The sequence below is a fragment of the Microbacterium sp. SA39 genome (assembly GCF_000967865.1).
Lineage (GTDB): Bacteria > Actinomycetota > Actinomycetes > Actinomycetales > Microbacteriaceae > Microbacterium.
On record NZ_JXRU01000030.1, the window covers coordinates 120597 to 135256 of the forward strand.

The 14660-nt window shown below is 66.7% G+C and carries 13 protein-coding genes; 11 read left to right on the forward strand and 2 right to left on the reverse strand.

Going from position 1 to position 14660, the window contains the following annotated elements; translation table 11 throughout:
- Positions 1–15 precede the first annotated feature (15 nt).
- The gene (locus tag RS85_RS06480) at positions 16–636 is read right to left on the reverse strand and encodes a DUF4126 domain-containing protein (protein ID WP_046012618.1); all 621 of its coding nucleotides are present in this window, start codon (positions 634–636) and stop codon (positions 16–18) included.
- Between the two features lie 89 nt (positions 637–725).
- Between RS85_RS06480 and uvrB the strand changes: the two genes are divergently transcribed.
- Both uvrB and RS85_RS06490 read left to right on the forward strand, forming a co-directional pair.
- A complete protein-coding gene (gene uvrB, locus RS85_RS06485) occupies positions 726–2798 on the forward strand; it encodes an excinuclease ABC subunit UvrB (RefSeq protein ID WP_046012619.1) in 2073 nt (690 codons plus the stop codon).
- A gap of 14 nt (positions 2799–2812) precedes the next feature.
- Entirely contained in the window at positions 2813–3151 is a 339-nt protein-coding gene (locus RS85_RS06490) for a TfoX/Sxy family protein (protein ID WP_046012620.1), read from the forward strand.
- 28 nt (positions 3152–3179) lie between these two features.
- On the opposite strand, the gene RS85_RS06495 is transcribed toward RS85_RS06490, so the two are convergent.
- Entirely contained in the window at positions 3180–3422 is a 243-nt protein-coding gene (locus RS85_RS06495) for a hypothetical protein (protein ID WP_046012621.1), read from the reverse strand.
- Positions 3423–3466: 44 nt separating this feature from the next.
- Here RS85_RS06495 and RS85_RS06500 point away from each other — a divergent pair, with 44 nt between their 5' ends.
- From RS85_RS06500 to tpiA, 9 genes are all read left to right on the forward strand, one after another.
- A complete protein-coding gene (locus RS85_RS06500; protein WP_235282357.1) occupies positions 3467–3910 on the forward strand; it encodes a MarR family winged helix-turn-helix transcriptional regulator in 444 nt (147 codons plus the stop codon).
- 55 nt (positions 3911–3965) lie between these two features.
- Positions 3966–6854: an excinuclease ABC subunit UvrA gene (gene uvrA / locus RS85_RS06505; RefSeq protein ID WP_046012623.1), complete on the forward strand. Its 2889-nt coding sequence runs from the start codon at positions 3966–3968 to the stop codon at positions 6852–6854.
- A complete protein-coding gene (gene uvrC, locus RS85_RS06510; RefSeq protein ID WP_046012624.1) occupies positions 6854–8728 on the forward strand; it encodes an excinuclease ABC subunit UvrC in 1875 nt (624 codons plus the stop codon). The genes uvrA and uvrC overlap by 1 nt, the downstream gene beginning before the upstream one ends.
- 34 nt (positions 8729–8762) lie before the next feature.
- Complete coding sequence (gene rapZ / locus RS85_RS06515; protein ID WP_046012625.1) at positions 8763–9632, forward strand: RNase adapter RapZ; 870 nt, start codon at positions 8763–8765, stop codon at positions 9630–9632.
- A gap of 67 nt (positions 9633–9699) precedes the next feature.
- Positions 9700–10677: a DNA-binding protein WhiA gene (gene whiA, locus RS85_RS06520; protein WP_046012626.1), complete on the forward strand. Its 978-nt coding sequence runs from the start codon at positions 9700–9702 to the stop codon at positions 10675–10677.
- Between the two features lie 186 nt (positions 10678–10863).
- Positions 10864–11490: a superoxide dismutase gene (locus RS85_RS06525; protein ID WP_046012627.1), complete on the forward strand. Its 627-nt coding sequence runs from the start codon at positions 10864–10866 to the stop codon at positions 11488–11490.
- A 103-nt stretch (positions 11491–11593) separates the two neighbouring features.
- Complete coding sequence (gene gap / locus RS85_RS06530; RefSeq protein ID WP_046012628.1) at positions 11594–12604, forward strand: type I glyceraldehyde-3-phosphate dehydrogenase; 1011 nt, start codon at positions 11594–11596, stop codon at positions 12602–12604.
- Positions 12605–12614: 10 nt separating this feature from the next.
- Complete coding sequence (locus RS85_RS06535) at positions 12615–13829, forward strand: phosphoglycerate kinase (protein ID WP_046012629.1); 1215 nt, start codon at positions 12615–12617, stop codon at positions 13827–13829.
- Positions 13820–14611, forward strand: coding sequence for a triose-phosphate isomerase (gene tpiA, locus RS85_RS06540; protein ID WP_046012630.1), 792 nt, complete (start codon positions 13820–13822; stop codon positions 14609–14611). The genes RS85_RS06535 and tpiA overlap by 10 nt, the downstream gene beginning before the upstream one ends.
- Positions 14612–14660 lie beyond the last annotated feature (49 nt).

Below are 14660 nucleotides of genomic sequence, written 5' to 3' on the forward strand. Positions count from 1 at the left end.
GCGGAACTCACGCCCCTAGGTCTGGACAGGGCCCTCGATGGCCGCATCCCGACTCCGACGGCGACGACGGGCCAGCCGCCGGAGCAGCAGCACGGCGCCGATGACCAGACCGAGCAGCAGGATGCCGGCGAGCACGGGCACCACGATCGCCGCGGCTGCGAGGGCGAAAGACGCGCCGTCCTCGACCGTGCTCAGGACCGGAGCCGCGATCCCGCCGGTCGTCGCGTTGGCTGCGAGGCGGGCCGACGCCTTCAGGATGTGCACGGCAAGCGCGATGGCGACGCCGACGACGACCGGCACCCAGGTGCCGTCCGCGAAGAACGACCCCGGGTCGTCCATGGCGACGGTCTGGGATCCCGCTCCCGCACCGAATGCGATACCTCCGGCTGCGGGGCGGATGACGCTCTGGATGATGTCGTTCACCGAGTCGAGAGCCGGGATCTTGTCGGCCACGATCTCGAGCATGAGCAGCGCTCCGAGGACCCAGAGCGCGACGTCGCTGGAGAGCCACGACCATCCGGCGGGCAACGCGAAGGCAGGGAGCAGGCGATCGGCGAGACCGAGCAGGAACAACGGCATCCACGCGTTCAGCCCTGCGGCGGCGGCGAGGCTGGAGCCGATGATGAACTCGATCACGGCCCCACTCTAGGCGGCGTCGTCGGCAGAGAAGGCCAGCCTCAACGCCTGACGGCCTCTATGTCGGAGGGGCGGCATACGCTGGAGTCATGCAGACTACGCGCAGCGTCCGCCCCTTCGAGGTCATCAGCGAGTACGCGCCCGCCGGTGACCAGCCGAAGGCCATCGCCGACCTCGCCGGGCGCATCAAAGCAGGTGAGACCGACGTCGTGCTTCTGGGCGCCACCGGTACCGGAAAGTCGGCGACGACGGCGTGGCTGGTCGAGCAGGTGCAGCGTCCGACCCTCGTGCTTGCCCACAACAAGACGCTCGCCGCGCAGCTCGCCAACGAGTTCCGCGAGCTGATGCCCAACAACGCCGTCGAGTACTTCGTCTCGTACTACGACTACTACCAGCCGGAGGCGTACGTCCCGCAGACGGACACGTTCATCGAGAAGGACTCCTCGATCAACGCCGAGGTCGAGCGCCTGCGGCACTCCACGACGAACTCCCTTCTCAGCAGGCGTGACGTCATCGTCGTGTCCACGGTTTCCTGCATCTACGGGCTCGGGGCGCCGGAAGAGTATCTCCGCGCGATGGTCGCGCTGCAGGTGGGTGAGCGGTACGACCGCGACGCCCTGATCCGCCAGTTCATCGCCATGCAGTACAACCGCAACGACGTCGACTTCTCGCGTGGCAACTTCCGTGTGCGCGGCGACACGATCGAGATCATCCCGGTCTACGAAGAGCACGCGATCCGTATCGAGCTGTTCGGCGACGAGATCGAAGGCCTGTACTCGCTGCATCCGCTGACCGGCGAGGTCATCGAGAAGCTCGACTCCGTGCCGATCTTCCCCGCGTCGCACTACGTTGCCGGCACCGACGTCATCCAGCGCTCGATCGGGACCATCGAGCACGAACTCGAGGAGCGGCTGGCGGAGTTCGAGCGCCAGGGCAAGCTCCTCGAGGCTCAGCGGCTGCGCATGCGCACGACCTTCGACCTCGAGATGCTCCAGCAGCTCGGGTTCTGCTCGGGCATCGAGAACTACTCCCGCCATATGGACGGACGGATGCCGGGCGAGCCGCCGCACACACTGCTCGACTTCTTCCCTGACGATTTCCTCATGGTGATCGATGAGTCGCATGTAACGGTGCCCCAGATCGGCGCGATGTACGAAGGCGATGCCTCCCGCAAGCGCACGCTGGTCGACCACGGCTTCCGCCTGCCGAGCGCGATGGACAACCGTCCGCTGCGTTGGGACGAGTTCAAGAACCGCATCGGTCAGACGGTCTACCTGTCTGCGACTCCGGGTAAGTACGAGATGGGTATCGCCGACGGCGTCGTCGAGCAGATCATCCGTCCGACGGGCCTGGTCGATCCGCACATCGTGGTGAAGCCGTCGAAGGGGCAGATCGACGATCTGCTCGAGGAGATCCGTCTGCGCGTGGAGCGCAACGAGCGGGTGCTGGTCACGACGCTCACGAAGAAGATGTCGGAGGAGCTCACAGACTTCCTCGGCGAGCATGGCGTGCGCGTGCGGTACCTGCACTCCGACGTCGACACGCTCCGACGCGTCGAGCTGCTCAGCGAACTGCGTGCGGGCGTCTACGACGTGCTCGTCGGCATCAACCTGCTGCGAGAAGGTCTCGACCTTCCCGAGGTGTCGCTGGTCGCAATCCTCGACGCCGACAAAGAGGGCTTCCTGCGATCGGGAACCTCACTGATCCAGACCATCGGGCGAGCGGCGCGAAACGTCTCGGGCGAAGTCCACATGTACGCCGACAAGATCACCGATTCGATGGCGAAGGCGATCGACGAGACCGATCGGCGCCGCGAGAAGCAGGTCGCCTACAACCTCGAGCACGGCATCGACCCCACGCCGTTGCGCAAGCGCATCGCCGACATCACCGAGGTGCTGGCCCGTGAGGGCGCCGACACGGCCGACATGCTCTCGGGACGCGGGCGTCAGTCGGGCAAGGGCAAGTCTCCGACGCCCAACCTGCGGCGCACCGGGATCGCGGCTGAGGGCGCGCAGCAGCTCGAGGCGACCATCCAGGATCTGTCCAATCAGATGCTCGCGGCGGCCGCGGAGCTCAAGTTCGAGCTGGCCGGCCGTCTGCGCGACGAGGTGCAGGATCTCAAGAAAGAGCTTCGCGCCATGGAACGCGCGGGACACGCGTGAACAGGAGCTGATCGATGGATGCCGCGGGGGAGGAACTAGCCGACCGCGTGCGTGCGCTTCTGGGCACCGGAGCCGACCTCGAGGAGAAGCGGATGTTCGGCACCCGAGCCTTCTTGGTCGACGGCCGCATCCTGGTGGGGGCGCGCAAGAACGGTGTCCTGCTGGTGCGCGTCGACGAGGAGACTGGAGCTGCGCTTCTCACACAGCCGGGCGTCGAAGTCGCCGTGATGGGCGCGAAGACGATGGGCAACAGCTGGCTTGATGTGTCGCCCGAGGTGCTGGCCGACGATGACACGCTGATGTTCTGGCTCGACGCGGCGCGAGAGGTGAATGAAGCTTCGAGAGCTGAATGACCTCGATGCCGCGCTGCGACGGGCGCCCTCAGGGGCAGTGAACCAAGGTCTTCGGTCCGCTGCGGTCGATCTCGTGCTCCGTCATCGGTGCTCCGCAGAGGGGACAGGCCCGCTCGGCGCGCTCTGCGGCGCTGGGCGGGGGAGTCTTCTCATACGGCCCCACGGATGCCGGACCAGCGAACCGGATCAGGTTGGTGTTGACCCAGGCATAGAGTCCACCGGCTTCGCGGATGCGAGTGCGAAGAGGAGCGCGGTTCGGGTCGTGGGCCATGTTGCTTAGTGTACTAATGATTAGTGTCAATGTATAGTCGCGGTGTGACGGCATCCGATGACCTGCTCCGTTTGGAGAACCAGCTCTGCTTCGCCCTGGTGACCGCGGCGCGCAACGTGGTGGCCATCTACCGGCCGATCCTCGAGCCGCTCGGTCTGACCCACCCGCAGTACCTCGTGATGTTGGCGCTGTGGGAGCGTGCACCTCGGACGCTCAACGACCTGGCAGCGGATCTCGCCCTCGAACCCGCGACGGCGTCGCCGCTCGTGAAGCGGCTGGAGGCGGAGGGCCTCGTCATGCGGCAACGCAGCAACGAGGACGAGCGGCGACTCGAGATCACTCTGACGGTTGCCGGGGCGGCGCTGCGGGATCGGGCGCTGGACGTACCTCGGCAGGTGATGGCCGCCGTGGGAATGGACGTGTCCGAGGTCTCCACGCTGCGCGACGGGCTCGGCGCGTTCGCGGGACGCCGACCGGACCTCGGCTGAGCGTTCTCACAGGCTGCGCGGAGCCGATGTCGGTGGCCCCTCGTAGACTTGACCAGTGCCTATCGTCCCCGTTGCCACCCCAGGAAAACTCAGCGTTCGCGGCGCCCGAGTCCACAATCTCAAGAACGTCGACATCGACATCCCGCGCGACTCGCTCGTCGTGTTCACCGGCCTGTCCGGCTCCGGCAAGTCCAGCCTCGCGTTCGACACGATCTTCGCCGAGGGACAACGCCGCTACGTTGAATCGCTGAGCGCCTACGCGCGCCAGTTCCTCGGCCAGGTCGACCGGCCCGACGTCGATTTCATCGAAGGGCTGAGCCCTGCGGTCTCCATCGACCAGAAGTCGACGAACCGCAACCCGCGGTCGACGGTCGGCACGATCACCGAGATCTACGACTACATGCGTCTGCTGTGGGCGCGCATCGGCATCCCGCACTGTCCCGAATGCGGCGAGAAGATCCAGCGCCAGACCGTGCAGCAGATCGCGGATCAGCTCATGGAGCTGCCGGAGCGCACGAGGTACCAGATCGTCGCGCCCATCGTCTCGCAGAAGAAGGGCGAGTTCGTCGACCTGTTCCGTGAGCTCGGCGCGAAGGGCTACTCGCGCGCGATCGTCGACGGAGACCTCGTTCAGCTCGCCGAACCGCCCACCCTGAAGAAGAGCTACAAGCACGACATCGCCGTGGTGGTCGACCGCCTCGTGGCATCCGATGACATCCTCAGCAGGGTCACCGACTCGGTCGAGACGGCCCTCGGTCTCGCGGGCGGCGTCGTGCGGGTCAACTTCGTCGACGGCGAGGGCGACGACGCCTGGCAGACGTTCTCCGAGAAGCTGTCGTGCCCCAACGGTCACGAGCTGACGCTCACCGAGATCGAGCCGCGCACCTTCTCGTTCAACGCGCCGTTCGGCGCCTGCCCCGCCTGTTCCGGACTGGGCACGCGCATGTCGGTCGACAGCGATCTGATGCTCGGCGACACCGATCTGTCCATCCGCGAGGGTGTCATCATTCCCTGGACCACTCAGGGCAAGGGGCTGTTCCAGTATTACGAACGACTGCTCGAGGGTCTCTCGCGCGACCTGGACTTCTCGCTCGACACGCCCTGGCACAAGCTCCACTCCGACGTGCAGGACGCAGTGCTGCGCGGCGAGAACTATAAGGTGACGGTCAAGTGGAAGAACCGCTACGGGCGTGAGATGCGCTATGCATCGGGGTTCGAGGGTGTCGTGCCGTACATCGAGCGGCAGTATCTGCAGGCCGAGTCCGACACGCAGCGCAGCCGCTGGGGCGAGTACCTCCGCGAGGTCCCGTGCCCCGTCTGCGACGGTAACCGGCTCAAGCCCGAGGTCCTCGCGGTGCAGGTGCACGGCCACTCGATCGCCGAGGTCTCGCACCTCAGCCTCGCCGACGCCCGCTCGTTCATGGAGACGCTCACGCTGACCGACCGAGAGGCGCAGATCGCCGCTCAGGTTCTGCGCGAGATCCGTCTGCGCCTCGACTTCCTGCTGCAGGTCGGGCTCTCGTACCTCAACCTCAGCCGCTCGGCAGGATCCCTCTCCGGTGGTGAGGCCCAGCGCATCCGCCTCGCGACCCAGATCGGCTCCGGACTCACCGGAGTGCTGTACGTGCTCGACGAGCCCTCGATCGGACTGCATCAGCGCGACAACCGCCGCCTCATCAACACGCTCATCAAGCTCCGCGACCTCGGCAACACGCTCATCGTGGTGGAGCACGACGAAGAGACGATCGAGGCGGCCGACTGGGTCGTCGACATCGGTCCCGGTGCCGGTGTCAACGGCGGTGCCGTCGTGCACTCCGGACCGTACTCGGCCCTGCTCAAGGACAGCGAGTCGATGACCGGCCAGTACCTCTCCGGCCGGCGCGAGATCCCGATGCCGAAGAAGCGTCGCAAGATCGACAAGAAGCGCATGCTGAGCGTCGTCGGAGCGCGGGCGAACAACCTCCGCAACGTCACGGCCGACTTCCCGCTCGGAGTCCTGACGGCCGTCACGGGCGTCAGCGGTTCGGGCAAGTCGTCGCTCGTGAACGACATCCTGTACCAGGTGCTCGCGTCGAAGCTGAACGGGGCGCGCACGGTCCCGGGCAAGCACACGCGTGTCACCGGACTCGACAACCTCGACAAGGTCGTGCACGTCGACCAGGCGCCGATCGGTCGCACGCCGCGATCGAACCCGGCGACCTACACCGGTGTGTTCGACCGTATCCGCACGCTCTTCAGCGAGACGCCCGAGGCCAAGGTCCGCGGCTATCTGCCCGGACGGTTCAGCTTCAACGTCAAGGGCGGCCGCTGCGAGGCGTGCTCCGGCGACGGCACGATCAAGATCGAGATGAACTTCCTGCCCGACGTGTACGTCGATTGCGAGGTGTGTCACGGCAAGCGGTACAACCGCGACACGCTCGCCGTCCACTACAAGGGCAAGAACATCGCCGAGGTCCTCGAGATGCCGATCGAAGAGGCGGCAGACTTCTTCGAGCCGATCCAGGCGATCCACCGCTACATGAAGACGCTCGTCGACGTGGGCCTCGGCTATGTCCGGCTCGGTCAGTCGGCGACGACTCTTTCCGGTGGTGAGGCGCAGCGCGTCAAGCTCGCGACCGAGCTCCAGCGTCGCAGCAACGGCCGCAGCATCTACGTGCTCGACGAGCCGACGACAGGGCTGCACTTCGAAGACGTCCGCAAGCTCCTCGAAGTGCTGAATGGTCTGGTCGACAAGGGCAACACGGTGATCGTCATCGAGCACAACCTCGATGTGATCAAGTCGGCGGACTGGGTCATCGACCTCGGACCGGAGGGCGGCTCCGGCGGCGGGCAGATCATCGCCACCGGCACCCCTGAGCAGATCGCACGCGTCGAGGAGAGCCACACCGGCCTGTTCCTCGGCGAGATCCTGGGTGAGGGGCGCTCCGCGCGGAAGGCCAGCTGATGGCCGACGTCGTGGCGTACAAACCACGGACGGGCGAGATCCCGACCAACCCCGGGGTGTATCGGTTCCGTGACGCCGACGGACGCGTGCTCTACGTCGGCAAGGCCAAGAACCTCCGCCAGCGTCTGTCGAACTACTTCGCTCCGCTCCGTACGCTGCATGAGCGCACTCGGCGCATGGTGACGACGGCGGCCTCGGTCGAATGGACCGTGGTGCCGACCGACGTCGACTCGCTGCAGCTCGAGTACATGTGGATCAAGGAGTTCGATCCGCCCTTCAACGTCCGCTACAAAGACGACAAGTCGTACCCGTTCATGGCAGTGACGCTCGCCGACGAAGCGCCCCGCGTCATCGTCACGCGCAACCGGAAGATTCCGGGCGCGCGCTACTTCGGTCCGTTCCCGAAGGTGTGGGCGGTGCACGAGACCATCGACCTGATGGTCAAGGCGTTCCCGATCCGCACCTGCAGCGACGCCAGCTACAAGCGAGCGATGCAGACGGGAAGGCCGTGCTTCCCCGGGCAGATCGGCAAGTGCGGCGGGCCGTGCTCGATGACGGTGACCATCGAGGAGCACCGTGCGATGGTCGACGACTTCGTCGCCTTCATGGCCGGGGGAGACGAGCGATTCACGAAAGAGCTCACCACGCGGATGCTGGCCGCGTCCGCGGCGATGGACTACGAGGCGGCCGCGAAGTATCGCGACAAGCTCACGGCGATCGAGGCCGTTCTCGGCAGGAGCGCGCTGGTGCTTCAGCCCGATGAGGATGCCGACCTGTTCGGGATCGCCGAAGACGAGCTCGCGGCGGCGGTGCAGCACTTCGTCATCCGCGGCGGTCGCGTGCGCGGCGTGCGGGCGATGACCATCGAGAAGGAGATCGACATCACGACGGGTGAGCTCGTCGACCAAGTCCTGCAGCGCGCATACGGCGACGCTCAGGACGTGCCGCGCCGCATCCTCGTCCCGACTCTCCCGGACGACGCCGCGGAACTCGAGGTCTGGCTTCGCGAGCGGCGAGGGAAGAAGACCGAGATCGCCGTGGCTCAGCGCGGCCAGCGCGCCGACCTGATGCGCACCGCCACGCTGAACGCTCAGCAGGCACTGATCCGGCACAAGACGCGGCGGACGAGCGACTACGTCGCGCGCACGCAGGCTCTCACCGACCTGCAGAACGCGCTGGGCATGACCGAGGCGCCGCTGCGCATCGAGTGCTTCGACATCTCGCATCTCGGCGGCACGAACGTCGTCGCCTCGATGGTCGTCTTCGAAGACGGACTGCCCCGCAAAGATCAGTACCGTTCCTTCGGAATCCCCGAGACCACCGACGACACCGACTCGATGTACCAGGTGCTGCGGCGTCGGCTCGCGTATCTGGATCGACCCGAGGAGCCGGAGGAGCCCGCAGGCGAAGACGGGATCGTGCGACGCAAGCCGCGATTCGCGTACCCGCCGCAGCTGCTGCTCGTCGACGGCGGTCAGCCCCAGGTGGAAGCCGCGGCTCGTGCGCTCCGCGACGCCGGGCACACCGAGATCGCCGTGTGCGGCATCGCCAAGCGGTTGGAGGAGGTCTGGATCCCCGGCGATGACTTTCCGGTGATCCTGCCGCGCAGCAGCGAGGCTCTCTACCTTCTGCAGCGTCTCCGCGACGAGGCCCACCGCTTCGCGATCACCCACCAGCGCAAGAAGCGCCGCGGCGACATCACCACGGTGCTGGCCGAGGTCCCCGGACTCGGTGCTTCACGGATCAAGGTCCTGCTCAAGCACTTCGGATCCGTCACGGCGCTGCGCGCCGCCCAACCCGACGAGATCCTCGCTGTTCAGGGGATCGGCCCGGTCCTCGCGCAGAATATCCACACGCACCTCTCCACTCGCTAGGCTGGAACGCACGGGGGAGAGGGAGCGCGGAGCAATGACTGGGGACAAGGGCGAGTTTCTCATCGTCACGGGGATGTCGGGCGCGGGGCGCACGACGGTGGCGAACGCCCTCGAAGATCTCGGCTGGTACGTCGTCGACAACCTGCCTCCGCAGATCCTCCGCCCGCTCCTCGACCTGACGGACATGGGCGGCAACGCGCTGCCGAAGGTCGCCGCGGTGGTCGACGTCCGCGGCCGCAACCTCTTCGACGACTTCCCCGGCGTGGCTCGCGCCCTCCGATCCCGCGGATCCGTCCGCGTCCTCTTCCTCGATGCCTCGGACGACGTGCTGGTGCGACGCTTCGAATCCGTGCGACGGCCGCACCCGCTCCAGGGCGATGGAACCCTGCTCGACGGCATCCGCATCGAGCGCACGCGACTCGCGCCGATCCGTGAAGCGGCCGACCTGGTGATCGACACCTCGGCGCTGAACATCCATCAGCTGGCGACGCAGGTCTCGGACATCTTCTCCGAGGAAGGCGCAGCCCGCCACCGCGTGACTCTCCTGAGCTTCGGCTTCAAGTACGGCCTGCCGACTGATGTCGACATCGTCGCCGACATGCGGTTCCTCCCGAACCCGTTCTGGAACGAGGAACTCCGCGGTTTGACGGGCAAGGATGAGACGGTCCGCGACTACGTCCTCTCCCGCGAGGGTGCCACGGAGTTCCTCGACGCCTACTCCGCAGCGTTGATTCCCGTGCTGGAGGGGTATCAACGCGAGAACAAGAGCCACTCGACCATCGCCATCGGCTGCACAGGTGGCAAGCACCGCTCCGTCGCGATGTCGGAGGAGCTCGCGCGCAGGCTCTCGGCCGTCCCCGGCGTGGCCGTGAATGTCCGTCACCGAGACCTCGGGAGAGAGTAGCCGGTCGCCCGGCCGAGTAGGCTGGACGTTTGCGTCGCGATCCGGCGCGTGAACGTGAAGGAGTGTCGTGGCACTAACCACCGACGTCAAGGCTGAGCTGGTCAGCATCCGCAACGCACCCCCGACGGTGCGCGTCGCCGAGGTGACCGCGATCCTCCGGTTCGCCGGTGGGCTGCACTCGATCGCCGGCCGTGTGGCCGTGGAAGCCGAGGTCGACGCCGAGACCCTCGCGCGTCGCGTCGCCCGGGATCTCGCTGAGATCTACGGTGTGCGCCCCGAGATCGCTCAGGTGCAGTCGAGCACGGCGAACGACGGTGCACGGTGGGCTGTCCGCGTGATCTCGCAGGGCGAGACCCTGGCCCGCCAGACCGGTCTCCTCGACCAGCGCCGTCGGCCGGTGCGCGGCCTGCCCAATCGCCTCACGACCGGATCACGTGCCGAGGTCGCCGGCCTGTGGCGCGGTGCCTTCCTCGCAGCCGGAACGCTCAGCGAGCCGGGCCGTTCCGCCATGCTCGAGGTCGTCTGCCCCTCCTCGGAGGCGGCGATGGCACTCGTCGGCGCCGCTCACCGTCTGGGCGTCGCCGCCAAGGCGCGCGAAGTCCGCGGCATGCCGCGCGTGGTGGTGCGCGAGGGCGAGGCCATCCGCACCATCCTCAACGAGATCGGCGCGAAGAAGACCGCCATCACGTGGGAGGAGCTCCGTCAGCGCCGCGAGGTCCGGGCCGGGGTCAACCGTCTGGTCAACTTCGACGACGCCAACCTGCGGCGTTCGGCACAGGCTGCCGTCGCCGCGTGCGCCCGCGTCGAGCGGGCCCTCGAGATCCTCGCTGACGAGGTACCGGATCACCTGAAGGTCGCCGGAGAGCTGCGTCTGGCACACCGCGACGCGAGCCTTGACGAGCTCGGCCACCACGCCGATCCGCCATTGACGAAAGATGCCGTGGCTGGGCGCATCCGCCGTCTGCTGGCGATGGCGGACAAGAAGGCGCAGCAGGACGGCATTCCCGGCACTGAAGCTGCCGTGCCGGTGGGCCTCGACGTCTGAGACCTCGCGGTGGAGCTCCGGCTGCGACACCGGTCGGCATAGCAGAACAACGTCATATGACGGAAGGTTCTGGTCCGGCCCCGCGTTGTCGTCAGTAGGATGAGTAACGTCCGCTCTACGCCGCACATCGGCGGCGCGGAGGATCGGCAAGCGCCGCGGCGCGGCGCGGATTGGATGAAAAGCGATATGGCGATTTACACGCTCCCCGACCTTCCCTACGACTTCGCAGCACTGGAGCCGCATATCAGCGGCAAGATCATGGAACTCCACCATGACAAGCACCACGCCACCTACGTCGCCGGTGCGAACACGGCGCTGGAGCAGCTCGCGGAGGCTCGCGACAGCGGCAACCTCGCAAACGTCAACAAGCTCGAGAAGGACCTCGCCTTCAACCTCGGCGGCCACGTCAATCACTCAATCTTCTGGACCAACCTGTCGCCGAACGGCGGAGGGCAGCCCGAAGGCGAGCTGAAGGCTGCGATCGACGAGTACTTCGGCTCGTTCGAGAAGTTCCAGGCGCACTTCACCGCCGCGGCGACCGGCATCCAGGGCTCCGGATGGGCCGTCCTGAGCTGGGACTCGATCGGCTCGCGCCTGATCATCCAGCAGCTGTTCGACCAGCAGTCGAACACCGCGCAGGGCACCATCCCGCTGTTCCAGCTCGACATGTGGGAGCACGCCTTCTACCTCGACTACCTCAACGTCAAGGCGGACTACGTCAAGGCGGCATGGAACATCGCCAACTGGGAGAACGTCGCTCAGCGCCTCGAGATCGCCCGCAAGCAGACGAACGGCCTGCTGGTACTGTCGTAAACAAGACGGGCGTCCCGACGGACATCTCTCCCGTCGGGACGCCGTTGTCCATGCTTGTCTAGTTGAAACCGCGCGTATGCGCACGAGAAATCAGGAGACCTTTGTGTCTGTCAAGATCGGTATCAACGGCTTCGGCCGCATCGGACGAAACTACTTCCGCGCGGCTCTCGCGCAGGGAGCAGACCTCGAGATCGTCGCGGTCAACGACCTCACCGACAACAAGACCCTCGCGCACCTGCTGAAGTACGACTCGTCCGGCGGCGTGCTCGACGCTCAGATCAGCTACGACGAGGACAGCATCACCGTCAACGGCAAGACGATCAAGGCGTTCGCTGAGCGCGACCCCGCCAACCTCCCCTGGGGCGAGCTCGGTGTCGACATCGTCATCGAGTCGACCGGCTTCTTCACCAAGGCCGAGGCCGCCAAGAAGCACATCGAGGCCGGCGCCAAGAAGGTCCTGATCTCGGCTCCCGGCACCGGCGTCGACGGCACGTTCGTGATGGGCGTGAACGAGGACACGTACAACCCGGAGACGCACCACATCATCTCCAACGCGTCGTGCACCACGAACTGCCTGGCTCCGCTCGCTCAGGTCTTCAACGACGCCTTCGGAATCGACCGCGGCTTCATGATGACCGCACACGCGTACACCGCAGACCAGAACCTGCAGGACGGCCCGCACAGCGACCTCCGTCGTGCGCGCGCCGCGGCGATCAACATCACCCCCGCATCGACCGGTGCCGCCAAGGCCATCGGCGAGGTTCTCCCGGAGCTGCAGGGCAAGCTCAGCGGCTCCTCGTACCGCGTGCCGGTTCCCACCGGCTCGATCGTCGACCTGACCCTCGTCACCGACCGTGAGAACCTGACGGTCGAAGAGGTCAACGAGGCGTACAAGAAGGCTGCGGCCGACGGTCGCCTCGCGGGCTACCTGCAGTACAACGAGGACCAGATCGTGTCGAGCGACATCGTGCACAACCCACACTCCTCGATCTTCGACTCGACGCTGACCAACGTCAGCGGCAACCTGATCAAGGTCTCGAGCTGGTACGACAACGAGTGGGGCTACTCCAACCGTCTGGTCGACCTCACCGAGTACGTCGCCGAGCGTCTCTGAGCTCTGACTCATGACTCTGCGCACCCTGGCATCACTGGGTTCGCTCGAGGGCAAGCGCGTCATCGTCCGTTGTGATCTCAACGTCCCCCTGCGGGACGGGGTCATAACGGACGATGGCCGTGTACGCGCCTCGCTGCCGACTCTCAATGCACTCATCAACGCGGGAGCCCGCGTCGTCGTGTGCTCCCACCTCGGACGCCCCGACGGTGCCCCCGACCCCCAGTACAGCCTGGAGCCGGTGGCTCAGCGGCTGTCGGAACTGCTCGGCGCCCCTGTCGCGTTCGCGCGCGACACGGTCGGCGAATCCGCGCAGGATGCCGTGGCCTCCCTCGAAGACGGCGGAGTCGTCGTCGTCGAGAACCTCCGTTTCAACGCGGGGGAGACTGCGAAGGACGACGCCACGCGCGGCGCCTTCGCCTCAGAGCTCGCGAAGCTCGGCGATGTCCTGGTCTCCGACGGCTTCGGCGTCGTGCATCGCAAGCAGGCGAGCGTGTACGAGCTCGCCGAGCTGCTGCCGTCCGCCGCGGGTCTGCTGATCGAGACCGAGCTGGATGTGCTGGACCGTCTGACCGAGAAGCCCGAGCGCCCGTACGCGGTCGTGCTCGGCGGTTCGAAGGTCAGCGACAAGCTCGGTGTGATCTCGCACCTGCTCCCGCGCGTGGATCGGATCCTGGTCGGCGGCGGCATGCTGTTCACGTTCCTGAAGGCTCAGGGCCACGCCGTGGCCTCGAGCCTGCTCGAGGAGGATCAGCTCGAGACCGTCCGCGGCTACATCGCGGAGGCCGAGCAGCGCGGCGTGGAGTTCGTGCTCCCGACCGACGTCGTCGTCGCGGCGTCGTTCAGTGCGGATGCCGCGCATGAGACCGTCCCCGCCGACGCGATCGAGTCCACGGCGTTCGGCGCCTCGGGCATCGGACTCGACATCGGACCGGAGACCGCGGCGAAGTTCGCGGAGGTCATCCGGGGCTCGAAGACGGTGTTCTGGAACGGGCCCATGGGCGTGTTCGAGTTCCCCGCGTTCGCCGCGGGAACCAAGACCGTCGCCAAGGCGCTCACCGAGGTCGACGGCCTCAGCGTCGTCGGCGGCGGCGACTCCGCAGCAGCAGTGCGCCAGCTCGGCTTCACCGACGACCAGTTCGGTCACATCTCGACCGGCGGCGGCGCCAGCCTCGAATTCCTCGAGGGCAAGAAACTACCCGGCCTGGAGGTGCTCGGATGGGCATGACGACCCGTACCCCGCTGATCGCGGGCAACTGGAAGATGAACCTCGACCACCTGCAAGCGGTCGCGTTCGTGCAGAAGCTGCACTGGACTCTGAAGGATGCCAAGCACGAGGACGGATCGGTCGAGGTGGCGGTGTTCCCGCCGTTCACGGACATCCGGAGCGTGCAGACGTTGATCGACGCGGACAAGATCCCGTTCGCCCTCGGCGCACAGGACGTCTCGGCGCACGATTCCGGTGCATACACCGGCGAGATCTCGGGGGCCTTCCTCGCCAAGCTCGACGCGAAGTACGTCATCATCGGACACTCCGAGCGCCGTGAGTACCACGCGGAGTCCGACGAGATCGTCGCCGCCAAGGTCAAGGCCTCGCTCAAGCACGGAGTCGTCCCGGTCATCTGCGTCGGCGAGACCGCGGAGGACCTCGAGAAGTTCGGTGCCAGCGCCGTACCGGCCGGTCAGCTCGAGGCGGCGCTCCAGGGCGTCTCCCCGAAGGCCGACATCGTCGTCGCGTACGAGCCCGTCTGGGCGATCGGCTCCGGTCAGGCTGCGACGCCGCAGCAGGCACAGGACGTCTGCGCGGCGCTCCGCACCGTGATCGCGACCGTCCTGGGCGAGGATGCCGCTGCGCGCACCCGCATCCTGTACGGCGGTTCGGTGAAGTCGGGGAACATCGCGAGCTTCATGCGGGAGCCCGACGTGGACGGTGCCCTGGTCGGCGGCGCGAGCCTCGTCGTCGACGAGTTCGCCGCGATCATCCGCTTCGAGAAGCACGTCGGCGTGTGAGTGCAGCGGGGCTGCGGCCCCGCTGCACCGTATACTTGACCGTTACGGG

What these genes read in the sequence shown, in the direction of transcription:
- RS85_RS06535 (WP_046012629.1), top strand. Translation starts at nt 12,615, where the DNA reads ATGACTCTGCGCACCCTGGCATCACTGGGTTCGCTCGAGGGCAAGCGC.
- rapZ (WP_046012625.1), top strand. Translation starts at nt 8,763, where the DNA reads ATGACTGGGGACAAGGGCGAGTTTCTCATCGTCACGGGGATGTCGGGC.
- uvrB (WP_046012619.1), top strand. Translation starts at nt 726, where the DNA reads ATGCAGACTACGCGCAGCGTCCGCCCCTTCGAGGTCATCAGCGAGTAC.
- RS85_RS06525 (WP_046012627.1), top strand. Translation starts at nt 10,864, where the DNA reads ATGGCGATTTACACGCTCCCCGACCTTCCCTACGACTTCGCAGCACTG.
- RS85_RS06495 (WP_046012621.1), bottom strand. Translation starts at nt 3,422, where the DNA reads ATGGCCCACGACCCGAACCGCGCTCCTCTTCGCACTCGCATCCGCGAA.
- RS85_RS06490 (WP_046012620.1), top strand. Translation starts at nt 2,813, where the DNA reads ATGGATGCCGCGGGGGAGGAACTAGCCGACCGCGTGCGTGCGCTTCTG.
- tpiA (WP_046012630.1), top strand. Translation starts at nt 13,820, where the DNA reads ATGGGCATGACGACCCGTACCCCGCTGATCGCGGGCAACTGGAAGATG.
- uvrC (WP_046012624.1), top strand. Translation starts at nt 6,854, where the DNA reads ATGGCCGACGTCGTGGCGTACAAACCACGGACGGGCGAGATCCCGACC.